Origin of the sequence: Permianibacter fluminis, from assembly GCF_013179735.1 — a bacterium.
GTDB classification, from domain to species: Bacteria; Pseudomonadota; Gammaproteobacteria; order Enterobacterales; family Permianibacteraceae; genus Permianibacter; species Permianibacter fluminis.
Map to the genome: position 1 here is coordinate 385,191 of NZ_JABMEG010000001.1, position 25,183 is coordinate 410,373.

The 25,183-nt window shown below is 60.1% G+C and carries 20 protein-coding genes and 3 pseudogenes; 14 read left to right on the plus strand and 9 right to left on the minus strand.

All coding sequences use genetic code 11. The annotated features are described in order from the left end of the window. The first annotated feature begins 63 nt into the window (after window positions 1-63). The 4 genes from HPT27_RS01650 to HPT27_RS01665 all read left to right on the plus strand — a co-directional run bounded on the left by HPT27_RS01650 (window position 64) and on the right by HPT27_RS01665 (window position 4,884). Window positions 64-822, plus strand: coding sequence for a tRNA1(Val) (adenine(37)-N6)-methyltransferase (locus HPT27_RS01650; protein WP_172238006.1), 759 nt, complete (start codon window positions 64-66; stop codon window positions 820-822). Window positions 823-1,027: 205 nt separating this feature from the next. Beyond that, window positions 1,028-1,654, plus strand: a complete 627-nt coding sequence (locus HPT27_RS01655; protein WP_172238009.1) for an SRPBCC family protein — start codon at window positions 1,028-1,030, stop codon at window positions 1,652-1,654. Window positions 1,655-1,711: 57 nt separating this feature from the next. Next, a complete protein-coding gene (mprF, locus tag HPT27_RS01660) occupies window positions 1,712-4,285 on the plus strand; it encodes a bifunctional lysylphosphatidylglycerol flippase/synthetase MprF (protein ID WP_172238012.1) in 2,574 nt (857 codons plus the stop codon). Between the two features lie 71 nt (window positions 4,286-4,356). Next, on the plus strand, window positions 4,357-4,884 hold the full coding sequence (locus HPT27_RS01665) for a hypothetical protein (RefSeq protein ID WP_172238015.1): 528 nt from the start codon (window positions 4,357-4,359) through the stop codon (window positions 4,882-4,884). Between the two features lie 59 nt (window positions 4,885-4,943). Here the strand turns inward: HPT27_RS01665 and ppx are convergent, their stop codons facing one another. Then, window positions 4,944-6,455 carry an exopolyphosphatase gene (ppx, locus tag HPT27_RS01670; RefSeq protein ID WP_172238018.1) on the minus strand — a complete coding sequence of 504 codons (1,512 nt, stop codon included), beginning with the start codon at window positions 6,453-6,455 and terminating at the stop codon, window positions 4,944-4,946. Between the two features lie 15 nt (window positions 6,456-6,470). After that, a complete protein-coding gene (gene rhlB / locus HPT27_RS01675) occupies window positions 6,471-7,757 on the minus strand; it encodes an ATP-dependent RNA helicase RhlB (protein WP_172238021.1) in 1,287 nt (428 codons plus the stop codon). Window positions 7,758-7,905: 148 nt separating this feature from the next. On the opposite strand from rhlB, the gene trxA reads away from it, so the two are divergent. The 7 genes and pseudogenes from trxA to HPT27_RS01705 all read left to right on the plus strand — a co-directional run bounded on the left by trxA (window position 7,906) and on the right by HPT27_RS01705 (window position 14,736). Further along, entirely contained in the window at window positions 7,906-8,235 is a 330-nt protein-coding gene (gene trxA, locus HPT27_RS01680; RefSeq protein ID WP_172238024.1) for a thioredoxin TrxA, read from the plus strand. 218 nt (window positions 8,236-8,453) lie between these two features. Further along, on the plus strand, window positions 8,454-9,713 hold the full coding sequence (gene rho, locus HPT27_RS01685; RefSeq protein ID WP_172238026.1) for a transcription termination factor Rho: 1,260 nt from the start codon (window positions 8,454-8,456) through the stop codon (window positions 9,711-9,713). Between the two features lie 120 nt (window positions 9,714-9,833). Beyond that, window positions 9,834-10,418, plus strand: a pseudogene (locus HPT27_RS19200) (UPF0149 family protein); the annotation flags it as partial. 39 nt (window positions 10,419-10,457) lie between these two features. Further along, window positions 10,458-10,541: pseudogene (locus tag HPT27_RS19685) on the plus strand (SEC-C metal-binding domain-containing protein); the annotation flags it as partial. A 37-nt stretch (window positions 10,542-10,578) separates the two neighbouring features. Beyond that, entirely contained in the window at window positions 10,579-12,129 is a 1,551-nt protein-coding gene (locus HPT27_RS01695; protein ID WP_172238029.1) for a sodium:solute symporter family transporter, read from the plus strand. Between the two features lie 98 nt (window positions 12,130-12,227). Beyond that, window positions 12,228-13,694 (plus strand): 4-hydroxy-3-polyprenylbenzoate decarboxylase, encoded by a 1,467-nt coding sequence (gene ubiD / locus HPT27_RS01700; RefSeq protein ID WP_172238032.1) that lies wholly within the window; start codon window positions 12,228-12,230, stop codon window positions 13,692-13,694. Between the two features lies 1 nt (window position 13,695). Next, the gene (locus HPT27_RS01705; RefSeq protein WP_172238035.1) at window positions 13,696-14,736 is read left to right on the plus strand and encodes a 2Fe-2S iron-sulfur cluster-binding protein; all 1,041 of its coding nucleotides are present in this window, start codon (window positions 13,696-13,698) and stop codon (window positions 14,734-14,736) included. 60 nt (window positions 14,737-14,796) lie between these two features. On the opposite strand, the gene HPT27_RS01710 is transcribed toward HPT27_RS01705, so the two are convergent. Both HPT27_RS01710 and HPT27_RS01715 read right to left on the minus strand, forming a co-directional pair. Next, window positions 14,797-15,663, minus strand: a complete 867-nt coding sequence (locus HPT27_RS01710; protein WP_172238038.1) for a substrate-binding periplasmic protein — start codon at window positions 15,661-15,663, stop codon at window positions 14,797-14,799. A gap of 95 nt (window positions 15,664-15,758) precedes the next feature. Next, a complete protein-coding gene (locus HPT27_RS01715) occupies window positions 15,759-16,742 on the minus strand; it encodes a tetratricopeptide repeat protein (RefSeq protein WP_172238041.1) in 984 nt (327 codons plus the stop codon). 343 nt (window positions 16,743-17,085) lie between these two features. Here HPT27_RS01715 and HPT27_RS01720 point away from each other — a divergent pair, with 343 nt between their 5' ends. Together HPT27_RS01720 and HPT27_RS01725 are read left to right on the plus strand one after the other, a co-directional pair. Continuing rightward, window positions 17,086-17,832: a hypothetical protein gene (locus HPT27_RS01720; RefSeq protein WP_172238044.1), complete on the plus strand. Its 747-nt coding sequence runs from the start codon at window positions 17,086-17,088 to the stop codon at window positions 17,830-17,832. A gap of 217 nt (window positions 17,833-18,049) precedes the next feature. Next, window positions 18,050-18,703, plus strand: a complete 654-nt coding sequence (locus HPT27_RS01725) for a PEP-CTERM sorting domain-containing protein (protein ID WP_172238047.1) — start codon at window positions 18,050-18,052, stop codon at window positions 18,701-18,703. Between the two features lie 95 nt (window positions 18,704-18,798). Here HPT27_RS01725 and rpoH read toward each other — a convergent pair whose 3' ends face one another. Then, window positions 18,799-19,650: an RNA polymerase sigma factor RpoH gene (gene rpoH / locus HPT27_RS01730; protein ID WP_172238050.1), complete on the minus strand. Its 852-nt coding sequence runs from the start codon at window positions 19,648-19,650 to the stop codon at window positions 18,799-18,801. A gap of 291 nt (window positions 19,651-19,941) precedes the next feature. On the opposite strand from rpoH, the gene HPT27_RS01735 reads away from it, so the two are divergent. Beyond that, window positions 19,942-21,843, plus strand: a complete 1,902-nt coding sequence (locus HPT27_RS01735) for a tetratricopeptide repeat-containing diguanylate cyclase (RefSeq protein WP_172238053.1) — start codon at window positions 19,942-19,944, stop codon at window positions 21,841-21,843. An 87-nt stretch (window positions 21,844-21,930) separates the two neighbouring features. Here the strand turns inward: HPT27_RS01735 and ftsX are convergent, their stop codons facing one another. The 4 genes and pseudogenes from ftsX to ftsY all read right to left on the minus strand — a co-directional run. Next, window positions 21,931-22,899, minus strand: coding sequence for a permease-like cell division protein FtsX (gene ftsX, locus HPT27_RS01740; protein ID WP_172238056.1), 969 nt, complete (start codon window positions 22,897-22,899; stop codon window positions 21,931-21,933). Continuing rightward, window positions 22,892-23,566: a cell division ATP-binding protein FtsE gene (gene ftsE / locus HPT27_RS01745; RefSeq protein WP_172238059.1), complete on the minus strand. Its 675-nt coding sequence runs from the start codon at window positions 23,564-23,566 to the stop codon at window positions 22,892-22,894. Before ftsE ends, ftsX begins: the two co-directional genes overlap by 8 nt. Before the next feature lie 75 nt (window positions 23,567-23,641). Beyond that, window positions 23,642-24,031, minus strand: coding sequence for a hypothetical protein (locus tag HPT27_RS01750; RefSeq protein ID WP_172238061.1), 390 nt, complete (start codon window positions 24,029-24,031; stop codon window positions 23,642-23,644). A gap of 70 nt (window positions 24,032-24,101) precedes the next feature. After that, window positions 24,102-25,064, minus strand: a pseudogene (gene ftsY / locus HPT27_RS01755) (signal recognition particle-docking protein FtsY); the annotation flags it as partial. Between the last annotated feature and the right edge of the window lie 119 nt (window positions 25,065-25,183).

Genomic DNA, 25,183 nt, shown 5'->3' on the forward strand with positions numbered 1-25,183 from the left:
GTGCGCTCCCGGGTTCGCCTCGGCAAGCCCGGCTCGCTAAAATGCCGGCGGGCGGAGAGCACGATGCGGCAACGCAAACACAACGACTGGTTCCAGTTCAAACAATTCCGGGTCGAGCAGGCGCACAGCGGCATGCGGGTGACCACCCATGCCTGTCTGTTCGGCGCGCTGGTGCCGGTGGCGGGCGCCCGCCGCATTCTGGATATCGGTGCTGGCACCGGCCTGCTCAGTCTGATGCTGGCGCAGCGCAGCGAGGCGCAAATTGACGCGGTGGAACTCGATGCCGGCGCCTGTCAGGACGCGGCGCGCAATTTCGCCGCCAGCCCGTGGTCGCAGCGGCTGTACTTGCATGCCGGCGCGATCCAGCAGTTTGCCCCGCCCGTCGGCGACGGCTATGACTGCATCGTCAGCAATCCGCCGTTTTTCAGCGCCAGTTGGCGCGCTGATGACGAGGCCCGCAATCTGGCTCGGCACGATGACAGCCTGTCCTTGCAGAGCCTGCTGCAGCTGGCCAGCACGTGGCTGCGCGATGACGGCCAGCTCTGGTTGCTGTTGCCGGTTGAAGCGGACCAGCGACTGCAAGAGGCCGCAGCAATGGCGGCGTTGCAGTGTTGCCAGCAAATCGACATCCGGGCCAAACCGGACAAACCGGTTGCCCGGCGGATTTTTGCTCTGATCAAGCCGGCACTGGCCAAGTCAGCAACGGCTGAACCGGCCGCCACGCCAGCATTGGCGCGGCGTGAGCTGTGCATCCACGACCCGTATCCGGCTTACAGTCACGAGGCCTTGCAGCTGTTGCGGCCGTATTATTCGTCACTTTGACTCGGCGCCAACACACCTGATTACTGCGGCCGACTTTCGCTGGTCACGGCTGGCCGCTATCCTCTGCGGGTGTCGCCATGACAGCGTCCGTTCGTTTCCGGACGCGCCGCGCAGCAAAGTCCCGCTAGCGCCGCGCCGCCGGCATCCGGCGTTTCGCTGGCCGGTGCAACCAACGCCAACAACAAGAATCTTGGGGGATGCAAACATGGTGTGGCTGAAACGCATTGCCATCACGCTGGCCGCGCTGGCGCTGCTGCTGCTCGGCGGCGGCTTTCTGCTGCCGTCCAGTGCGCACGTGGAACGCAGCATCGTGATCAACGTGCCGCAGGATCAGGTGTTCACCGTCATCAACAGCTTCGAGCGGTTCAATGACTGGTCACCGTGGGCCGAGCTGGATCCGAATACCCGTTATGAATTTGCCGGCCCGGTCACCGGGGTTGGCGCCAAATTGAGCTGGGCCAGCGACGACGCATCGGTCGGTGCCGGCAGTCAGGAAATCATCGAGTCGACTCCACCGACGCTGGTGCGCAACAAATTGGTGTTCGCCGGCCAGGGTGATGCCGTGACGTTTATGCGACTCGAAGCGCTGGAAGCCGGCACCCAGGTGATTTGGGGCTTCGACAGCGAGTTCGGCAATGATGTGGTCGGCCGCTGGTTTGGCTTTTTGATGTTCGACTCCATGCTGGGCGCCGATTACGAAAAAGGTTTGCGCAAGCTGAAGACCTTGCTGGAACAGAAATCCGACACCGCGCCCGCCGAACCCAGCGCCAGCCCGGAGCCGACCGCAGCACCCGCACAAAACCCTGAACCGGCTGCGCAAGCGACCGGCTGAACCGACCCGGCGAGCCGGGTCGCACCTTGCCCTATTTGAAAGGATGTTGTCGCTGTGATGCGTTGGCGCACCCTGCTTGGAGCTTTGATCAGTCTCGGTCTGCTCGTCTTTGCAATCAGTTTTCTGGTGCGCATCGCCCAGCAATACAAGTACGAAGAAATCGTCGCCCATCTGCACGATCTGCCGTGGTGGCAGATCGGCATGGCATTGGCCTCGACGGTCGCCAGCTATCTGCTGCTGACCTGCTACGACGGCCTCGCTGTGATGTATCTGCGGCGCAAATTGCATTACCGGCGCATCGCGCTCGCCTCCTTTGTCGGTTACACCTTCAGCCACAATCTCGGTTTCGCGCTGCTGACCGGCTCCAGCGTGCGCTACCGGCTGTATTCGATGTGGGGCTTGAAGCCGGCCGAAATCGCCCAGCTGGTGATGTTCTGCAGCATCACGTTTTTTCTCGGCCTGTTTGCCATGGGCGGCATCGCGCTGCTGTACGCGCCGCCAACGCTGCCGGCCGAAATGCTGGCCGAACACGCCTGGGCGGCTCAGCTGGGTGATGCGCTGTTTGAAGTGATGGCATGGATTGGCATTGGCTGCGCACTGGCGTATCTGGCGATTCCGCTGTTCTGGCGGCGGCCGCTGCTGATCCGTGGTGTCGAAATCCGCTTTCCCGGTTTTGGTTTGTCACTCGGCCAGCTGCTGATTGCCGGAATCGACTGGGTGCTCGCCTGCAGCGTGCTGTATGCCTTGTTGCCGCCCGATACCCGGCCGGATTTTCTGCATGTGCTGACCATTTTCATGGCCGGCAATATTCTCGGCGTCATGCTGCATGTGCCGGGCGGTATCGGCGTGTTCGAGGCGGTGGTCACCGCGCTGCTGAGCCCGATCGTGCCGACGCCGCAATTGCTCGGCGCGTTGGTCGCCTATCGCGTCACCTATTATCTGCTGCCGTTTGTCACCGCGCTGCTGCTGTTCGGTGGTCATGAAGTGTTCCGGGTGCTGAAGCGCGCCGGCGAAGGTCTGCAGCCGGCCTCGCGCAGTTTGATGGCGTCCATTCTGGCGCTGGCGGTGTTTCTCGGCGGCGCCATTTTGCTGTTCTCCGGCGCGACCCCGACCGGTGCCAAGCGGCTGCTGACCTTGACCGAGCTGTTGCCGCTGTGGCTGCTCGAAGCCACTCACTTTCTCGCCGCGCTGGCGGCGGTATCGTTGCTGCTGCTGGCGCGCAGCCTGCTCCGGCACAGCCGCAACGGCTTCGAACTGGCAACCAAGATTTTGCCGCTCGCTGCCATACTCGCCGTCGCCAAAGGTTTGCAATATGAAGTGGCGATTTTCCTGTTGCTGATTTGGCTGGCGCTGCTGCCTTCCGGCATTCACTTCACCCGTCGCCGTTCGGTTTCGCGCTCGCCGTTTGGCAATGCCTGGCTGGTCGCCATTGGCAGCGTCATTGCGATCAGCATCTGGCTGACCTATTTCTCGTACCGACACATCCCGACCGATCTGGAGCCGTGGTGGCAAGTCGCCTTGCAAAACGAACAGGCGCGCAGCCTGCGGGCACTGCTGACGATACCGCTCGGTTTTGTTCTGCTGGCATTGGCGCGGGTGTTCCGACCGGCGCGGCGCGTGCCCATTGCCGCCGCCACCGCCGAACAGATCCGCGCCATCGTGCATGGCAGCGCCCAGGCGCTGTCGCAATTGGCGCTGCTCGGCGACAAGCGTTTTGTGGTCAGCACCGATCGCAGCGCGCTGCTGATGTACGTTGCTCAGGATCGCAGCCTGGTTGCGCTCGGCGACCCGATGGGCGCTGACGACGAATACGAAGAATTACTCTGGCAATTCCGCGAACTCTGCGATCAGCACCGGGCACGACCAGTGGTGTTCATGGCCCGGCCGGATGCGCTACCGCGTTATTTTGATCTCGGTCTCATTCCGCACAAACTCGGCGAAGAGGCCGTGCTGAATCTGGACGACAGTCGGCACCTGAATCCGGCCGTGACCGCATTGCATCACAGCGTTGCCAGCAGTGGCCTGCGGGTGCAGGTATTGAGTGCGCGCGAAGTCGCGGCCTGGCTGCCGCAAATGAAAGAAGTGTCGGACGAATGGCTGGCCAGCCGTGCCACCGGCGAGCGCGGTTTTGCGGTCGGTCACTTCGACGCCAATTACCTGATGCAACTGCCGCACGCGCTGGTTTTCCGCACAGAGCCTGGCCGTAGCGAGCCGGGTCGTGGCGAGCAACTCGTGGCCTTCGCGTCCTTGCTGTGCAGCGGCCAGCACAACGAACTCGCCATTGATCTGCTGCGTCATCGCAGCGACTTGCCGGCTGACTGGGTCACCTGGCTGTATGTCGAATTGATGCAGTGGGCCAAACAGCAAAACTATCGCCGGTTCTGCCTCGGTCTGGTGCCGGTCCAGGATTGGACCGATCACCCGCTGGCCGCGCTGTGGAGCCGCATCGGCCGGACCCTGTTCCTGCATAGCCGCAGTGTCGAAAAGCCGGAAGAAGTGCGTCACTTCAAACAGCAATTCGAACCGCACTGGGAAGAGCGTTATTTGATGGCGCCGGGCAGCGTGCCACTGTCACAGGTGCTGTCTGATGTCAGCGATTTGATGCTGCGGGATGCCCAGCGGGTGGAATAGCCGGCCAGTATTGCCGTTGCCAACCGAAACTCGTTATGCTCGCGGCCGGCATTCATTTAGCAGAGGTGGATATGGATTTCTTACGTAACAGCATGGTCGCCGTACTGACGCTCTTTGCATCGGCATTGGTCAGCGCCGATGACACGGTTTACTACACCCAGCACAATATCTGGTTGTTCAAAGGCAAGAGTGCGACCACAAACTACGCGGTTGACTTGCTGGTGCCGGTCAACAGCAAAGTCCGGATTGATGATGAAGACAGCGATGAACTGGAACTGACCTTGCTGGATGGCAATGTCAAGTTTACCGTCGTCAACATCGAGAAGCATTCCAAGCAACCGATGGCTGAAATCAAGCGCCGGCTGCTTGGTGCCAGCCCGGTTGATCTGAGCAAATTCAGTGCGCTGGGCCAGCAAGGCATCAAGCTCGGTGACGTCAAGCCAGGCATGACCAAGGCCGAAGTGTTGGTGGCGCGCGGTTACCCGCCGGGTATCGGCACACTCAATACCGACAGCGATAGCTGGAAATACTGGCACAACAAGTTCAACACCAAGCTCGTCCAGTTCCAGGACGGCAAGGTCGTCAGCATCGTCGACTGAACGCAACATCAAAAAAAATCGCGCCCATGGGCGCGATTTTTTTTTTCGGTTTATCGGCGTCAACCAAACTCAAACGGCAATTTCGCCTCGTCGCTGTAGATCTTTTCCTGTTCCAGATCGGCGCGCATCAGCGTATGGGTATCCAGCCAGCCTTTCGGAAATTGCAGTCGCAGGATTTCCCGTTCCACGTCCAGTTTGATTTTTGGCAGCGGCTCGTCGGTACGGCGGTGATGCAAGAGCGCAGCCAACCGTAGCAGCCGCGCCAGCCGGCGTGCTTTAACCCGCCAGTATTTCGGAACAGAGGCAAATTCCTCATCCGGGAATTTGCGTCGGTGGGCGCGCACCAGCAGCGCCAGCAACTGCTTCTCTTGCTGGGAAAAACCGTCGATATCGCTGTGGGTCAGCACATAGGCGCCGTGCTTGTGCATCTGGCCATAGCTGATCATCAAACCGATTTCGTGAACGATTGCCGCCCAGCCAAACAGCGCCTGCAATTCCGGCTCGTCCAAGTGCCAATCGCTGGCGACCTGTTTGTATAACGACAAGGCGGTGTCACGAACCCGTTCGGCTTGTTCGCGATCCAGCTGGTGGCGGTGCACCAGGCCGTAAATGCTGCGCTCGCGCACATCGAGATGACTGAACCGGCCGACCAGCTCGTAAAGCAAGCCTTCGCGCAAGGCCGCTTCGGTGGCCTGCATTTTTTCGATACCGAGAATTTCAAAGCAGGACAGCAGGATGGCCAGACCCGGCGCGAAGATCGCCCGGCGATCGTCGCTCAGGCCGGGCAATTTGATCCGCTCGACGCTGCCGGCCTCGAGGATTTCATCGCGCAATGCATGCAGACGCGACAGCGTGATGTATTCGTCATCGTGCCGGCTGCGCAGGATCTCGGCAATGCTGATGATGGTGCCGGAACTGCCGATGGCCAGCTGCCAACCGAGTTTGCGGTAACGCTGCTCGATGGTTTGCAGCTCGAGATAGCACTGGGTCTGGGCCGCCTTGAATTTGGCCTTGCTGAGTTCGCCGCCGGGGAAGAATTTGCGCTCAAACGACACGCAGCCCATTTGCAGTGAGTCAAGCAACTGGGCGTTGAAGCCGGTGCCGATGATGATTTCGGTGGAACCGCCACCGATATCGATCACCAGCCGCCGTTCCTTGTCAGCGCGGGTGTGAGCCACACCGGCGTAAATCAGCCGGGCTTCTTCTTTGCCGGCGATCACTTCAATCGGGAAGCCGAGCACTTCTTCGGCGCGCTGGAGAAATTCCGGGGCGTTTTTCGCCAACCGCAGCGTGTTGGTGCCGACCGCGCGCACCGCCTCCGGATGCATGCCGTGCAGACGCTGGCCAAACACTTTCAGGCAATCGACGCCACGCTGGATGGCATCTTCGGACAGTTGCTTGCCATCGTACAGACCGGCCGCCAGCTGCACTCGCTCCTTGATCCGGCCGATGGTCTGCAGACCACCGTCGACCACGCGGGCGACACTCATGTGAAAACTGTTGGAGCCGAGATCGACCGCCGCAACCACATCAAAGCGCGGCGGATCATCCTTCAGACTGCTGCGCGGCATTTAACGGCGCAACGCTCAGCGACGACCGTGGCGGCTGCCACTCGGCCGGGCGCCGCGCGGACCACCGCGTCGATGCGGTTTGTTTTCGCGATGCGCCGGGCTCATCCGGATCATGTGTTGCGGCGAGACCGGCTCGCGCAGCAGATCGGCGGTGATCGCGCTGGTCGGCAATTTGTGCTCGATGTAGTTTTCAATGGCCGGCAGATTGATCGCCGTTTCTTCGCTGGCAAAGCTGATGGCATCGCCTTCGGCGCCAGCGCGGGCGGTACGGCCGATGCGGTGGACGTAATCTTCCGGATCGTCCGGCAGATCGTAATTGAACACGTGGCTGACGCCTTCGATGTGCAGGCCGCGACCGGCCACATCGGTGCAGACCAACACGGCCAGCTTGCCGTCTTTCAATTCGTCGAGCAGGGCGATGCGTTTTTTCTGCGGCACATCACCGGTCAGCAAACCGGCATTCAAGCCATATGCGGCCAGATAGGCCCAGACTTCTTCGCCAGCCCGGCGGGTATTGGTGAACACGATCGCCCGGTCCGGGGTCAGCGTATCGAATAGGCCGAGCAACAGCGGAATGCGCTCTTCGTTGGACGGGTAGTAGAGCATTTCGCGGATATTGCCGGCGGCCACCAGATCGCGTTCGACCTGAATGTGCTCGGCATCATTCATGTGCTCGTAACCGAGCTCCAGCACCCGTTGCGACAGCGTGGCCGAGAACAGCATGTTGAGCCGGTCGGCCGGTGGCGGCATTTTCCGCAGCAGGTAACGGATGTCGGCGATGAAACCCAGATCAAACATGCGGTCGGCTTCGTCGAGCACGACCACGTCGATGGCTTCGAGGCCGTAGACGCCCTGCTTGTAGTAGTCGATCAACCGGCCGGTGGTGCCAATCAGCACGTCGACGCCGTTCTCGATGCTCTTGCGCTGCTCTTCATAGCCGGCGCCGCCATAGACCACGGTCAACCGCAGCTCGGTCTGGGCGGCCAGCTTCAGGCCGTCGTTGTAGATCTGGATGGCCAGCTCCCGGGTCGGCGCCATGATCAGCGCGCGCGGCTCGTTGCGGCGGCGGCCCTGGATTTCCGGCAGCGTCAGCAGGTCGTTGAAGGTTGCCAGCAGGAAGGCCGCGGTCTTGCCGGTGCCGGTCTGGGCCTGGCCGGCAATGTCGTGGCCAGCCAGCAGCTTGGGCAGGGTCGCGGCCTGGATGGGGGTGCAACGGTCGTAGCCCATGTCGTCCAGGGCTTTCAGCAGGGCAGGGTGCAGGCCAAGCGAGGAAAAATGAATATCGGTAAGATGTGTGCTCATACTATCCAAATTAGCTGACGGGCGCGGCTTGCGCGGCCGTCGATTGCAGTGTGGCAGTTGCCAAAAAACAGGGTTTCGACGGATGATCCGCCAACCTTGTCACGTATTGATTCGGTCACTTCCCGACTTGATTAGGAGAGTTTTTCCCATGAGCCAGAATATTGTCTATCTGAGCGACGCCAGCTTTGAAGCCGAAGTACTCAAGTCGGATACCCCGGTGTTGGTCGACTATTGGGCCGAATGGTGTGGCCCGTGCCGCATGATCGCGCCCATCCTGGACGAGATCTCGACCGATTACGCCGGTCGGCTCAAGGTCGCCAAGCTTAACATCGACGAGAATGCCGCGACACCGCCGAAGTATGGCATCCGCGGCATCCCGACCCTGATGCTGTTCAAGAACGGCCAGGTCCATGCGACCAAGGTCGGCGCGCTGTCCAAGTCACAGCTGACCGCCTTCCTCGACAGCAATCTGGCCTGAACCTGACGGCCGGCCACGGCCGTCACTGCTGTTTTCCGCGCTGGACGCGCCACCGGTTCGATGCTATTTTGAGCACCGGTGGCACTTTCAGCCACCGCCCATACGACAACAATCCCGCACTGAAACCTTCTCGGCCTCGCTGCCGGTAGCCGATCATTTCTTGCATCGCACACCGTAGTCAGCACGACGCCCCCGATCTGTGAAAACAGCGCCCGCCCATGAATCTGACCGAACTCAAGAAAAAATCTGCCCAAGAACTCAGCGACATCGCCATGACCTTCAACCTCGAAGGCACGGCGCGACAGCGCAAACAAGACATCATCTTCGCCATCCTGAAGAACCACGCCAAGAACGGCGAGGCCATTTACGGCGATGGCGTGCTGGAAATCCTGCCGGACGGCTTCGGTTTTCTGCGCTCCGCTGACGGTTCCTACCTGGCCGGCCCTGACGACATTTACGTTTCGCCAAGCCAAATCCGCCGCTTCAATCTGCACACCGGCGACACCATTTTTGGCCAAATCCGCTCGCCGAAAGAAGGCGAACGCTATTTCGCGCTGCTGAAAGTTGACCACATCAACTACGACAAACCGGAAAACGCCAAGAACAAAATCCTGTTTGAGAACCTGACGCCGCTGCACCCGAACCAGCGGCTGCGGCTGGAGCGCGGCAACGGCTCCACCGAAGACATGACCGCGCGCATCATCGATTTGTGCGCGCCGATCGGCAAAGGTCAGCGCGGCCTGATCGTCGCGCCGCCGAAAGCCGGTAAAACGATGATGCTGCAGAACATCGCCCACGCCATCACCGCCAACCATCCGGAAGTGACGCTGATCGTGCTGCTGATCGACGAACGGCCGGAAGAAGTCACCGAAATGCAGCGCAGCGTGCGCGGTGAAGTGGTCGCCTCGACCTTCGACGAACCGGCCACCCGCCACGTTCAGGTCGCTGAAATGGTCATCGAAAAAGCCAAGCGGCTCGCCGAGCACAAAAAAGACGTGGTCATTCTGCTCGACTCGATCACCCGTCTGGCTCGCGCCTACAACACCGTCATTCCATCGTCCGGCAAAGTCCTGACCGGTGGTGTCGATGCCAACGCGCTGCAAAAACCGAAGCGTTTCTTCGGTGCCGCCCGCAACATCGAAGAAGGTGGCAGCCTGACCATCATCGCCACCGCGCTGGTTGATACCGGTTCGAAGATGGACGAAGTGATCTACGAAGAATTCAAAGGCACTGGCAACATGGAGTTGCATCTCGACCGCAAGATCGCCGAACGGCGCATCTGGCCGGCGATCAACTTCAACCGTTCGGGCACCCGTCGGGAAGAACTCATCACCAATCCAGTCGAGCTGCAGAAGATGTGGATTCTGCGCAAGATCATGGCGCCGATGCAGGACATCGACGCCATGGAATTCCTCGCTGACAAGCTCGGCCTGACCAAGACCAACGACGAATTCTTCGACATGATGAAGCGTCAGTAAGCGCGTTTATTTTTGCATCACAGGCCCTGCGGGGCCTGTTGCATTTGTGACGCCGAACCACCCGTTTCCGTTTTCTGATTTTTCGTGTGAGCGACTGCGATGACCACCACCACTGAAGCCATGCTGGCCCCGTTTACCGATGAAGAACTGGCCGAACTCGAACAGCTGACCTTTTCCGAGCACTATCCGGAAAACGGCATGACCATCGAAGCGACTGATGGCCTGATGTGCGCGCTGGCGCTGGCAGCCGCCCGGCTCGATCCGAGCGATTTTCTGCCGCTGATTTTCGGCGGCGCCCTGCCGGAATTTGCCGACAAGACAGTCGGCGAACGGTATTTCCATCTGCTGCTGCGGCGCTGGATCGATATCAATAACCAGTTCTGGGGTGACAGCGAATATCTGTACACGCCGATTCTGATGGAAGCCGGTGACGACGAAGCCTGGAATGCAGAGATGCAGCAACAACTGGAAGCCAGCTATGGCGCCGGTTGGGCCGAAGGCTTCAGCGCTGGCGTCGAGTTCCTGGCTGCCGATTACGAAAAAGCCGGCGACAGCAACGAAGGCATCGAGGATTTGCTGTTGGCGATTTTCTCGCTCGGTCATGGCAAGGATCTGCGCAGCGACAATCCGGATGAATCGCCGCTGCGTTATGACCAGCGCAAAGTCATTACCGAGTCCTTGCCGATGCAACTGCAGGCTGCCAGCGACTATTTTGCCGAACATCCGTCGAGCTGGCGCAAGCAGCCGATCCGGGTCGAGAAAATCGGTCGCAATGATCCCTGCCCGTGCGGCTCCGGTAAAAAATACAAGAAGTGCTGCGGCGCCTGAGCGCTCATCGGCAACCGCTTAATCACGGAGTCTTTCGATGCACCTGCACTGGCTCGATGCAGCCATCATCGTCGCCTACCTGCTCGGCATGCAGGCCATGGGCTGGTACTTTTCCAAGCGCAACACGACCACTGAAGAGTATTTCGTCGGTGGTCGCAGTTTTCGTGGCTGGATTCTTGGTTTGTCGATGGTTGGCGCCTCGATCAGTTCGGTGACCTTTGTCGCCTACCCGGCCGATGCCTACAAAACGGCCTGGCTGCGTTACCTGCCAAACCTGATGTTGCCGATTGCCGTGCTGTTCGCCGCTTATGTGGTGTTGCCTTTTTTTCGCCGCGGCAAAACCCTGACTGCCTACGAATATCTGGAGCAGCGTTACGGACCGTCGGTACGCAGCTACGGCGCCATCACGTTCATTCTGGCGCAGCTGGTTCGGCTCAGCACGATCCTGTATCTGCTGGCGTTGCTGGTGCAGCAAATCACCGGCATCGATCCGGTCTGGTGTGTGATCATCACCGGCGTGTTTGTCGGCGCTTACACCGTGCAGGGCGGCATCGACGCGGTGATCTGGACCGACGTGGTCCAGACCACGTTGTTGGCGTTTGGAGGCGTGATTTGCCTCACGGTCATCATCAACCAGATGCCCGGCGGACTCGATCAAATCCTTGCCATTGCCAATGAGCACGGCAAGCTCGCCATTGCCGATCTGAAAAACGGCAGCCTGCAACCGACCGGCTGGTCGCTCAGTTTGAGTGAGAAAACCGGCAGCATGTTGTTGCTGCTTGGGCTCGCCACCTGGCTGACCGAATACACCGGCAACCAGAACACCGTGCAACGTTTTGCCGCCGCCAAATCCGAGCGCGATGCCCGCATCGGCATGCTGGTCTGTGTGCTGTCGAGCCTGCCGATTTGGGCGTTCTACATGTTCCTCGGCACTGCGCTGTTTGCGTTCTATCAGGTGTTTCCGGATCCGGCCGCTGCGGCAATGCTCGACGGCAGCCGCAAGGCCGAACAGATCATGCCGCTGTTCATCACCCAGCATTTACCGGTCGGCTTGATCGGTCTGGTACTGGCCTGTGCGCTGGCCGCCGCCATGTCCTCGCTCGATGCCAGCATCAATGCGATCTCGGCGGTGTTTTCGGTCGATTTCTACAAGCGCCATCTGCGGCCACAGGCAACTGACCAGGAACATCTGCGGGTCGCCAAAATCACCTCGGTCGTCGCGGCGGCGCTGATGATAGTCGGCGCCATTGCCTTGTACAGCTCCACCACCAAAACCTTGCAGGACACCTCGACCGTGCTGATCTCGCTGCTCGGCGGCGGCCTGCTCAGCCTGTATCTGCTCGGTTTTTTCACCACTCGCGGCGATGCCCGCGCGGCCTGGTTTGGCATTGGTTGCACGCTGACGTTTACCGCCTGGACCGTCGCCTCCAGTCGCGGCTGGCTCGGCGCGGACTGGCGGACGCCATTCGACAGCTATTACACGATGCTGCTGGCCAATTTCCTGATGTTTGTCGTCAGCTTTCTAGTCGCCAGCCGCCAGCCTCGGCGCGAACGCGAACTGGCCGGGCTGACCGTCTGGACTCGCTGAGCCGGCGCCGCCAGTCAGCACGTATACTTGGCGCAAAGCCGAACGGTGCGTAAACCGTTGCCGACAAACCCTGAACCGTAGTGAATGGCGGAGTGGCCATGGCGTATCGCGATTTGCGTGATTTCCTGAATCTGCTGGAACAGAAAGGCCAGCTCAAGCGCATTCGAACCGAAGTCGATCCCTACCTGGAAATGACCGAGATCAGCGATCGGGTGCTGCGCGCCGGCGGCCCGGCGCTGTTGTTCGAAAACGTCAAAGGTTACCGGATGCCGGTGCTGACCAATTTGTTTGGCACACCAGAACGGGTCGCGCTGGGCATGGGTCAGGACAGCGTCAGCGCGCTGCGCGACGTCGGCGAGACACTGGCGTTTCTGCGCCAGCCGGAACCACCGAAAGGCCTGCGCGATGCCTGGGAGCAACTGCCGGTCTGGAAGCAGGTGCTGAATCTGGCACCGAAAGAAGTGCGCAGCGCGCCCTGTCAGGATCTTGTCTGGCAAGGCGATGAGGTCGACCTGAGCAAGATTCCGGTGCAAACCTGCTGGCCCGGAGATGCCGGTCCGTTGATCACCTGGGGCCTGGTGATCACTCGCGGCCCGAACAAGCCGCGGCAGAATCTCGGTATTTATCGCCAGCAAGTCATTGGCAAGAATCGCGTCATCATGCGTTGGCTGGCTCATCGCGGCGGCGCGCTTGATCTGCTCGAATTTCAGAAAGCCAATCCGGGCCAACCGTTTCCGGTTTGCGTCGCACTCGGCGCCGATCCGGCAACCATACTCGGCGCCGTCACACCGGTGCCGGACAATCTCAGTGAATACGGTTTTGCCGGTTTGCTGCGCGGCTCGAAAACCGAAGTGGTGAAAGCGCTCGGCAGTGAATTGCAGGTGCCCGCGTCGGCCGAGATTGTCCTGGAAGGTTTTATCTATCACAACGACATGGCGCCGGAAGGCCCGTTCGGCGATCACACCGGTTATTACAACGAAGTGGAAAGTTTTCCGGTGTTCACCATTGAGCGGATCACGATGCGCAAGGATCCGATCTACCACTCAACCTACACCGGTCGGCCGCCGGATGAGCCGGCCGTGCTCGGCGTCGCGTTGAACGAAGTGTTCGTGCCGATTCTGCGCAAACAATTTCCGGAAATCACCGACTTCTATCTGCCACCGGAAGGCTGTTCATATCGGCTCGCTGTGGTGACGATGAAGAAACAATATCCCGGCCACGCCAAGCGGGTGATGATGGGCGTGTGGAGTTTCCTGCGCCAATTCATGTACACCAAATTCATCATCGTCACCGATGACGATGTCAACGCCCGCGACTGGAACGACGTCATCTGGGCGCTGACCACCCGGGTCGATCCGAGTCGCGATACCTTGCTGGTCGACAACACGCCTATCGATTACCTCGATTTCGCTTCACCGGTGTCCGGCCTTGGTTCAAAGATGGGTATTGATGCGACCAACAAACTGCCGGGCGAAACCAGCCGTGAATGGGGCGCACCGATTGCGATGTCGACCGACGTGAAACAAAAAGTCGACGCCCTGTGGGCACAGCTCGGTCTTGAATAAGGTGAGCACACATTTTCGCGTCACCTTGCAGCCGAGCGGCCATGTTCTGGCGGTGCAGCCCGGTGAGAGCGTGCTCGCTGCCGCGCTGCGGCTCGGCTATGACGCACCGTTTGCCTGCCAGCAAGCCGCTTGTGGCATATGTCGCGGTCGCGTGCTGAGCGGCACGCTGATCTACGAAGACGACGTAAAACCTTATGGTCTGTTTGAGCAGGAAATTGCCGACGGCTATGTCCTGCTCTGTCAGGCCATTCCGACCAGTGACGCCCACGTGGAATGGCACGATGTCCGCGCCCCCGGTGAATTTGCCGTGAAAAAAATCAGTTGTGCGGTGCAGTCGTTGACGGCGCTGACCGATGATACCTGGCGGGTGCTGTTGCAATTGCCGGCACACACGCGGGTCGATTTTCATGCCGGCCAGTATTTGCAATTGCATATGCCGGAGCCGACCGGTTCGGGTACGACGGCGCGGGCATTTTCCATTGCCAGCGCGCCGGAGCAGACCGATCAGCTCGAGCTGCATATCCGCGCGGTTGCCGAGCACACCTCAGCCCGCGAAGTGATACGCCATCTGCAAACCCGCAGCGTGGTCACCATTGAATTGCCGTTTGGTCAGTGCCGGTTGCCGAACAATGACAAGCCCTTGCTGCTGCTGGCCGGCGGCACCGGTTTTGCGCCAATGAAGGCGCTGATTGAGTCGTCACTGGCGCGCGCCGAAACGCGGGCACTGCATCTGTATTGGGGCGCGCAAACCACCACCGGTTTGTACTGGCATCGGCAATTGCTCAATTTGGCGGCACAACATCCGCAGCTGCGGTACACGCCGGTGCTCAGCCACCCCGATGCCGACTGGACCGGCGCGACCGGCTTCCCGCATCTGCTCGCCGCTGCGGAGCACCCGGATCTGAACGCGTTTGAAGTGTTCGTCAGCGGTTCCGAAGCCATGGCACGAGCCATCTACCAGAACTACCTGCTGCGCGGCGTGCCGGAAGCGCAGTTTCACTGCGACTGGATCGATTTGCTGCGCGGTCAGGGCGCACTTTGAGCAAAAGAAAAAGCCCGCGTTGAGCGGGCTTTTTCTTGTTCACTACGCAAGCCTGTCGGCTCACGGCAAATAGCGTTTCAATATCTGCTGATAGCGACCGTCGGCACGCATGGCCGCCAGCGCGGCATCAAACGCCTTGACCGTATCCGGCGCCACACTGGCCTTGCTGAACATCAGACTGACATCGCCGGTCTTGATTTGCAGATCGGCACGGTTGATGTCATCAGACAAACTCTTGCGCCGGATCATCGCGGTGGCGACAAAGGGGTCTTCCAGCATGCCGTCGATTTTCCGGTCCAGCAGATTGGCGGCATGCGCCTCGCTGAATGGCGCCGACACAAATTGCTTGCCGAGAGCGGCATCGTCCAGCAGCTGGTCAATGTCCGGGCCGTAGACGTAACCGTCGGTAATGCCGATACGCATTTTCTTCGCCGGGCCAACCAACTCGGCCAGCGAATCGCCCTGCCACTTGTCCTGCTCGCCCGCGCGCACATACAGCGCAAACATTTCCTGCCGGTAGGGCTGCGAGAACAGGGCAAAGCTTTCCCGTTCGGCCACTTTCGAGGCGCCGGCCAGCACACTGACGGTGCCGGCCCGCAGATCGCTGATAAGCCCCGACCAATCCTTCTGGACGAAACTGAGCGAGCAACCGGCCTGCTTGGCCATTTCACTGACCAGCTCGACATCGAGGCCACGCACCGTGCCGTCCTGATCGGCATATTGATACGGCTCATACGGGTCCCAGCCCATGACCAGCTGGCAGTCGCCGGTCACCGCCGGGGTCGACTCGGCTTGAGCAACCGCGTCATCGCCGGCCGGCTCGGCGCCAACCGGCGCCTTGTCCGGCGGCGCTTCGCCGGAACAGGCGGCGAGCAGCAGCAGCAAACTGGGGAGGAGTGATCGAAGAGCGAGGGTTCGGGCAATCATGACGCAGGCCTCGGCGGGCTTGGACGTGGCTCAAGCGTAGTCCAAACCCTGCCGCTCTTCTGGTGCATGCGTTCCTATTTTTAGGCCGTTGCGGCTTAGACCTTTATCGCCTTTTTCTTCAGCTCACCTTTCAGGCGGTCATCCGGTTGCTGGCGGGCGGCGGCCTGAAAGCTCGCCTTGGCCTGCTCGGCCTTGCCCATCAATTCGTACAGCTGGCCGAGTCGGAACGAGGCCCAGGCCTTGGTCGGGTGTTCACTGGTCAAATCGGTGCGGGCCAGATAGGCCTGCAGCTGTTGCTCGGCATCGACATACCAGTCCGCCTGCTTGGCCAATACCGCAATGCGGCCAAGCTGGTATTGCACCTGCGCCGGATCGTCATTGCTGTCGCGCAGCTTCAGCAGCAGTTCGTAAGCCGCCGGAAATTGCTCGGCGTTCATGAGTGCCAGCGCTTCCTGCCTGCGGTACTTGTCGGCCTTGGCCGGGTTCAGGCTCGCCGCTTTGTTGAAGTGGTCGCGCATCGCGGCAATCTGCTCCTGCTGCAAGGCCAGACTGGCCTGTGCCAGCTCGCCTTCGGCCGGATCCAGCGCGGCGATTTTGCCAATCACTTTTTCCGCCTTGTCGACACCGCCGCCGACAATGCCGGGCGCCATGCGATAAAAATCGAACAAGCCTTGCCAGGCCGGCAATTGTTTCGGATCGAGCTGGGTGACTTTCTCGTAAGAATCGCGGCAATCGCCGGCGAGTCCAGCCTTGCTCAACATGCCGGTGTCGGGATGACCCGCCAGCATGCAGCTGGCCTGAGCGAAACGCAGCAAGGCGATGACGTTGTCCGGCTTGTCATCAACGATATCTTCCAGCGTATCGACCGCGGTCTCGAGATCATCGTGACGCTCCGCCAGCCGACCGAACCAGAACGACACTTCCTTCTCGTTCAAATCCGGCTGCAGCAACATTTTGCTGGCCGCTTCGGCGCCGGGATAGCTGGTGCCGGCAAAGCGATTGCTCAGGGTTTCGGCGGCACTGGCGGTGCCAATCAGGGTTGCCAATACGGTCATCGCAGCTAACCGGTTCCGTTTCATTTGCTTTTCCTTTGTTGAATCAGTGGCGTTGTTCGTCAGTGGCGGTAATTGCCAGTGGTTTCGTTTATCGGTGTTTTTCATTGGTACGGTTCATCGGTGCTGTTCATTTGCGCCGTTCATTGGAATGGCGCAATCGCTGCGGTTGTCTGCAGCGTCGGTCACGCGCATCGGTGCCGCTGCATACTGCCCGGACAGCATGAATCCTGTCTGAATGCGCGGCGGCATCCTAGTGCCACAAGTCACGGCCGCCGTAAGCAATTGTTTCCGGTCCTCATATTCCGTCAGTCTGGCAGCGGCAAACATCGGCTAGACTGCGGCCCGCTTTTCTCGCCCGGACAGTCTGATGTTGCTGCTGCTGAAACTGACGCTGGTACCCACGCTGATTTTGCTGATCAGTCTGGCGGGCGCCCGCTGGGGCAGTCGCGTCGCCGGCATCCTGGCCGGCTTTCCGATTGTCGCCGGGCCGATCCTGCTGTTTCTGGCGCTTGAGCAAGGCGTGGCGTTTGCTGCCCAGTCGGCGATCTCGACGCTTTATGGCCTGCTCGCCATCAGTGCGTATTGCCTGAGCTTTTGCTGGCTGGCGCTGCGGCTGCGTTGGTGGCTGTGTCTGCCGCTGGCCTGGCTGGTCTTTGTCGCCGTCGCCAGCCTCTTGCGATTACTGCCGATCAGCTTGCCGTTGGCGGCGATGCTGAGCGTGCTGGTCATCACGCTCGCGCCACGGGCGTTTCCGCAACTCGTGATCGATCACGCGCCGCAGCCAGTCCCGCGCAGCGAACTGTTCTGGCGGCTTGGCAGTGCCGCAATGCTGGTTTGGCTGCTGACCACGGTCGCCGACTGGCTCGGCCCGGGCTGGTCCGGTTTGCTGACCCTGTTTCCGGTCGCCGGCAGCGTGCTCGGCGCTTTCGCCGCGCGTGGCGGTGGCGCCGGCCAGGCCACGGCCCTGCTGCGCGGCATGATCACCGGCCTGTACGGGCTTTGGCTGTTCTTCGTGCTGGCGGCGTTGCTTTTGCCGCGCCTGGGCTTGCTGAGCTTCCTGCCGGCCTTGCTGGCGGCGGTAGCCGTGCAGGCCGCGCTGCTGCGTCGGCGCTAAATTGGCGCTGCGTCGCAGCTGAGTGGGAGTTGCGTCGGCGCTGCATCGGAGGCTTGGTCGTCCATGGACTTTACAATCACTGTCTAATTTTTATACAGACCTGGCCCGCTGATGTGGGCAGAACACGCCAAGTCATTGATCTCGTTGCTGTTGCTTGAATTGAGTACGGTTTATGCAGCGCTGTCGCGGCTTTCCCCCACAAGTGAAGGAGCACGACATGAAGCAAACGCATCACGGACTGCCGCGTTTTCTGTTGGCAGTGGCCCTGGTCCTGAGCGCCACCGTGGCGCTGCCGGCCAAGGCCGATCTGATTGTCCCCGGCAGTACCTATAGCCTGAATCTGCTGTCCGACAGCGGCAACTCCAGCGCCGACCCCATCACCTTCGACGGTCTGTGGGAGTCATTCACCCGCACCACCAACGATGGCAATCAAATCGGTTTGCGTATCAATGAAACACAGTGGGATCTCGGCGGCGGGCTGCATGCGCTCGAAGTCATCATCATGGCTGATGGCGACATCTACCCGATTCTGGGGGAAACCGGCTACGTCAACATCGGCCCGGACGTGCTCGATGTCATTGGCAACGTTTCGGTTCAATCTGCAGTGCTCAGCATGTTCATCGACAGCGTGCTGCTGGTCGATGGCGACATGTTCAACTATTTCCCGAGCTATTTTAGCGACCCGTGGGATGGCGGCTTCTTCAACGGCGGCGGTGTTGGCTGGAGCAATCTGGGTGGTCGCGGTGTCGATGAAATTCACATCCTGATCACCGTGCAGGACATCCGGGTACCGGAACCGGCAACCATGTTGCTGCTGAGCCTCGGCCTGTTGGCCATGGTAGGGCGGCAACGCAAACTGCGCGCCATTTGAGTTAGGCCACAGGCGGCGCACTGCCGGAACCGGCTTGCACCAAAAACAAAAACAGCCGCATCAGCGGCTGTTTTTTTTGCGTTAAAAAGCTGGGCTCAGGCTGCGAGTATCGCGGTCTTCAGCTTCTTCATCGCGTTGTTTTCGATTTGCCGGATGCGCTCGGCTGAGACGCCGTATTCATCGGCCAATTCCTGCAGCGTGGCTTTGTTGTCGTCCAGCCAGCGCCGCTTCAGGATCATCTTGCTGCGCTCATCCAGCGAGGTCATCGCATCGAGCAGCAGATCTTCCTGACGGGCCTGATACTGGCCTTCTTCCAGCGCGCGGGCCGGATCGTAACGGTTGTCTTCCAGATAATGTTCCGGGGCAAACACGTCGTCGTTGTCACTGTCGCTCGGCGCATCGAAGCTGGCATCGCGCGAGTACAAGCGCGCTTCCATCCGACGCACTTCCGCTTCCGGCACTTTCAACTCTTTGGCAACCGCGGCGGTTTCATCGGCGGTCAGCCAGTTCAAGCCGGTTTTGTTGCGGCGCAGATTGAAGAACAGTTTGCGCTGGGCCTTGGTGGTGGCCACTTTGACGATGCGCCAGTTCTTCAGCACGTATTCGTGAATTTCGGCTTTGATCCAGTGCACGGCAAACGACACCAGGCGGACACCGACGTCCGGGTTGAAGCGTTTGACCGCTTTCATCAGGCCGATATTGCCTTCCTGAATCAGGTCGCCCTGCGGCAGGCCGTAACCGTTGTAGGACCGGGCGATATGCACGACAAAGCGCAGATGCGACAGCACCAGCTGCTTGGCGGCATCGAGATCACCTTCGGCGGTGTAACGCACCGCAAGGGCATGCTCGTCTTCTGCCGTCAGCAACGGGATGTTGTTGATGGTGGCGACGTAGGCCTCCAGACTGCCCCGCGGGACAATCGGCATCAGGGCCAGGCTCTTGCTCATGGGTTTCCCCTCCTTAACTGCCATCCCGGTAACCGGGCTGGGTTCAATTTAGCACTCGGCCTCTGAGAGTGCTAGACCAGTCCCGAGTTCCGCCCGGTAACAGGCTGTTACAGCCGCGCCGACCGTCGCCGGTCAATGCCGGCACTGACAGGTACTAACGTACAGAAAGCCAGACCCCGGCCTACGGCAGTGCACGATCGATAGTTGCTGAAGAGTTGACCAGCCGGTGGCATGCTCCGCCCCTCCTGCAGCTTCTACACTGAATAGTCACGATTCCTAAGGGTCAACGGCATGTTGCCACGGTTGTCGGCGCGGTTTCGTCCCTGCGCCAGCGCACTGCTCAGTGTAGCCAGCCTGCTGGCCAGCACCGCCCTGCCCGCCGCTGACGCCGGACTGCAGCAACGGATGGCCGAGGCGGATGCCGCGCGTTATCGCTCGCCCAGCGAATCCCGCCAGCTGAATGCCAAGCTCCGCGAACAACTCAAGAACCAGCCCGACCCGGAACTGGAAGCCCGCACCTATTTGAACGACTGCCTGTCGCTGATCGAACAGGACGGCGAACAAGGCGCCGCCGCTGCCGGCACCGGCCTGAAGCTGCTCAGCGAACTCGCGACGCCATCGGCACACGTGCTGACCATCCGCCTGAAACTCTGTCAGCTACAGGCACAGGAATACCTCGGCGCGTTGTCGGAATCGCTGATCGGCTACGACAAGCTGCAACGCGAAGCCGAAATGCTCGGCGACCCGGAGCTGGATGCGGAAATCCGGCTTGTCCGCGGCGAGCTGCGCAGCTACCTCGGCCAGTTCGCCGACGGTCTGGTCGATCTGCAAACCGCCTGCAAGATCTATCAGGAGAAAAACGACACCGATGAAGCGCTGTCCTGCCTGCAGGCCATCGCCATCCTGTATTACCGTCTGCAGGATTACGATCGCGCCATTGAATACCTGAACGAAATCATTCCCGAGCGTGAACGCCGCCAGCAAACCGCGATGCTGGCCGACGCCGTGTTCAACCTGGCCCGCTCGCTGGAAGGCAAAGGCAATATCAGCGAAGCGCTGGCGCGCTATGACCAGATGATGCAGCTGTCCCGCCAGCTCGGTAACAACACCGGCGTTGCCTACGCCCAGCAGGCCATCGGCGCGCTGCACACCAAACAGGGCGAACCGGGTAAAGGTCTGGTCATGCTCGACGCTGCGCTGACGGTTTTCCGCGAGCTTGGTGACAGCGACATGAGTGCCCGTCTGCTGCAATACCGTGGCGATGCGCTGCACCAGTTGAAACGCGACGCCGACGCCATCGCGGCGCTGGAAGAATCCATTGCGCTGTACCAAAGCATTGATCAAAAACCCGGCCTGGAAAAAAGTTACGGCATGCTGGCAACGGTGCTGATGGACGCCAAAATGTTTGAGCGGGCCGGCCAGACCTTGCTCAAACAGCAGGCCGTGCACGAACAGCTCGACAAGAGCCGGCGCGACGAAATGCTGGCCCAGCAGCGCGCCCAGTTTGACGCCGAGAAAAAAGATCAGGAAAACCGCTACCTGCAGAATGCACGGACGCTGGCCGACAATGCGCTGGAAGCCGCGGCGCGCGTGGATCGGCTGAAAACCCTGGTCATCGTGCTGATCGGTTTGCTGCTGACAGTTGCCGCAGCCTTTCTGGCCCGACAGATGCGGCTCGCCGGCCGGTTGCGTTCACTCGCGCTGTCCGACGAGCTGACCGGTATCGGCAATCGCCGCAGTGTCCTGACCTTTCTGGAAGAGCAAATCAAATTGCATCGCATCACCGGCAAACCGCTGTCGGTGGCGCTGCTCGATATTGATCAATTCAAACAACTGAACGACCGTTACGGCCATGGCGCCGGCGATGAAGCCTTGAAGCGGGTTGCCGCGACCTGTCAGCAATTGATGCGTGGCAATGACAAGATCGGCCGCACCGGTGGTGAAGAATTTCTGGCCGTGCTGCCGGATGCCAGTCTCGCTGCCGCCGGCGATGTCGCTCGCCGCTTGTGCGAACAAATCCATGATCTGTCACTGGACAGCATCGCGCCGGGCCTGCGCACCAGCGTCAGCATCGGCGTCAGCCAATGGCATCCCGAGGATGCCAACAGCACTGCCGTGATCTCGCGTGCCGACAAGGCCCTGTACATGGCCAAATCCGCCGGCCGCGATCAGGTGCAGCTGCTCGGCAATTGATTGGCGTCCGCAGTTGATCCGCATTGGCTTGGCAATGCTCGGTACAGACTTGCGCGAGCGGCCGTTTTCCGGCCACCCGCCGCAACATCAGCGCGGCTCAATCTCGCGCAGATGACGCGTTACCGACAGCCACGAGCCACCGAGACCGAGCACGGTGGCAAACGCCACCACTTTCAACACTTCGCTGAATGACAAACCGATCATCCGGTACTGGCTTTGATACAGGCCGGCCAGTTGATTGACCGGATCATCAAGCCACCACAGCGCGAAGCTGACCAGCAGCCAGGCAATGACACCGCCGAACAAACCGTACCAAAGCCCGCTGTACAAAAACGGCCGGCGAATGAAGGCATCGGTGGCACCGACCAGTTTGATCACTTCAATTTCGGCGCGACGATTCTGAATGGCGAGCCGGATCGTGTTGCCGATGATCAACACCACTGCCAGCCCCAGCAGCAATCCCAGCGCGGTTGCCACCCGCTCGCCAACTTGCATAAGGGCGTGCAAGCGCCGCAGCCAGGCCAGATCCAGTTGCGCTTCCTGCACTTCCGCCATCACGTTCAAGCGCGACAGCAGCAGCTCCACTTGCGCCGGCTCCTTGATGCTCATGGCCGGCTGTACGATGATCACAGCCGGCAATGGATTTTCGTCAAGGTAATCGAGAGCATCGCCAAAACCGGAAAGCGATTTGAATTCGGCCAGACTCTGCTCGCGCGACTGATAGGTCGCGCTGGCAATTTCGTCATCCCCTTGCAGACGTTTGGCCAGCGTCTCACCGGCGGCAGCGCTGGTGTTGTCTTTCAGGTACAGCGTGATCTGGCTGCTGCCTTCAAACGAACCGGCGACCTGCTGGCCGTTCTTCAGCGCCACATGCAAGGTGGTCGGCAAGGCCAGCGCAACACCGATCACCAAAAACGTAAGCAGCGAGTTGAATGGTGTTGCCAGCAGATCACGCAGACTGCGCTTGGCATCGTCCTGATGGCCATGACCCCACATCTTCAAACGGGAAACCAGACTCGGTTTGGCCATCACGGCGCCAGTGGGAAGTTCAGCCATGGGCCACCTCCGCTGCCGGCGCCAGCATGCCGTTTTTCAGTTTGATGATGCGCTTGTCCATGTTTTCGATCAGTTGCAAATCGTGCGAGGCAATCAGCACGGTGCAGCCGACCTGATTGAATTTGGCGAACAACTGCATGATTTCAGCCGACAGTTCCGGATCGAGGTTACCGGTCGGTTCATCAGCCAGCAGGATTGGCGGCTTGTTGACTACCGCGCGAGCGATGCCGACCCGCTGCTGCTCACCGCCGGACAACATGATCGGCGTCGATTTTTCTTTCGACAGCAAACCGACCATGTCGAGCGCCGCCCGCACCCGCTTGCCGATTTCCTTGTGCGGATAGCCGGCGATGATCAGTGGCAACGCGACGTTGTCGAACACCGGCCGGTCAAACAACAGCCGGTGATCCTGAAAGATCATGCCAATCTGCCGGCGCACATACGGAATACCGCGTCGCGCCACCCGATTGAGATTTTGATTACCGACCCAGACCTGACCCTGCGTTGCCCGCTCCATCAGCGCGACCAACCGCAGCACGGTGGATTTGCCGGCGCCGGAATGACCGGTCAGGAAGGCCATCTCGCCTTCCTGCAATTCAAAGCTGAGTTTGCGCAGCGCTTCATGGCCGCTTTGATAGCGCTTGCTGACTTCGCTGAAACGGATCATGCGAATCCTCTTTCTGACCACCCGTATTGTTCTTCGGTGCCAAGCAACAACACCTTGTCTGAGGTCATGGTTCTTTTATTTGACGTGGCGCTCGGCTGACGACGCACTGCTTCTTATCGACTGGATGTACTGTTTTTGCGCTTCAGTCTTGTTTTGTAACTGGTGCGCCTCGATAAGTTTGTCAAACCCAGCTTTTATCCAGGCAACCTCTTCCGCGTCAGACGCATTGGCCAGCTCTTTGATTTTTTCTTGAGCCTTACTGTTCAAGGTTATTTCGTCGCGACAACCGTCACAGATAAGTCGACTTTTGCTTATAAAGGGCAGGATCTTGATAAAGAACAGCGTCGCCCATTCTGTTTCTTTCAAATGGCCCCACTCGCGATAGCTCTGGCAATTGAAGCAATAGGCTGGCATCGGCGCACCGACCAAATCCATCTGTTTTACCCAACCGAACACCACCAGCATTTCCTTTCCCCTGTTTCAGCGTCGCACTTTTTGTTTTTTTGAAAGCCACCCGATGTCGTATGTTGTCTATTTAGCTCTCGTCCCGCTCAAACAACGCCTGAATAAAATCTTCTGCATTGAACGGCCGCAAATCATCAATCCCTTCACCAACGCCAATAAACCGGATTGGCAGTTTCATTTTCTCGGCCAGCGCGAAGATCACGCCGCCTTTGGCGGTGCCATCGAGCTTGGTCAACGCCAGACCGGTCAGTGCTACCGCCTTGTGGAACTGTTCGGCTTGATTGAGCGCATTCTGGCCGGTGGCGGCGTCGAGCACCAGCAGCACTTCCTGCGGCGCGTCGGGATCGAGCCGTTTGAGTACGCGCACGACTTTGGCCAGCTCGTCCATCAAATTGCTTTTGGTGTGCAGGCGTCCGGCGGTGTCGCAGATCAGCACATCGATTTGTTTGGCTTGCGCCGATTGCAGTGCATCGAACAGCACCGAGGCGGAATCGGCGCCGGTCGCCTGCGCCACTACCGGCACTTTGTTGCGCTCGCCCCAGACCTGCAATTGTTCGACCGCCGCGGCGCGAAAGGTATCGCCAGCGGCCAGCATCACGCTTTTGCCCTGGCTTTGGTAGTAGTGCGCGAGTTTGCCGATGGTGGTGGTTTTGCCGACGCCGTTGACACCGACCACCAGCATGACAAACGGTTTCTTGCTGCTGTCGACCGGCAAGGGTTTTTCCACTTGTTGCAGCAGCGTGGCCAGTTCACCGGTCAAGTGCTGGTACAGCGCGTCGGTGTCGGCCAGTTCCTTGCGCGCGGCTTTCGCGGTGACGTCGGCCATGATGCGCTGGGTGGTGGCAACGCCAACATCGGCGAGCAGCAACTGGGTTTCCAGTTCATCGAACAGCTCGTCATCGATTTGCTTGCGGCCCATGAACAGCGTGGCCAGCCCTTCGCCAAGGCCAGCGCGGGTGCGCTTGAGCCCGTCGCGCAGGCGACCGAAAAAGCTTTGCCGTTCGGCCGTGCGCACCGGTTCGGCGGCGCTGTCGCTGTCACGCTTGAGCCAACCAAACAACCCTTTCTTTTCCGACATTCCTGACCGTTCCACTTGCTGCATTCGGGGCGCCCGACGGCTGCCGGGCGTATAGGGTCGCTATGCTACCATCC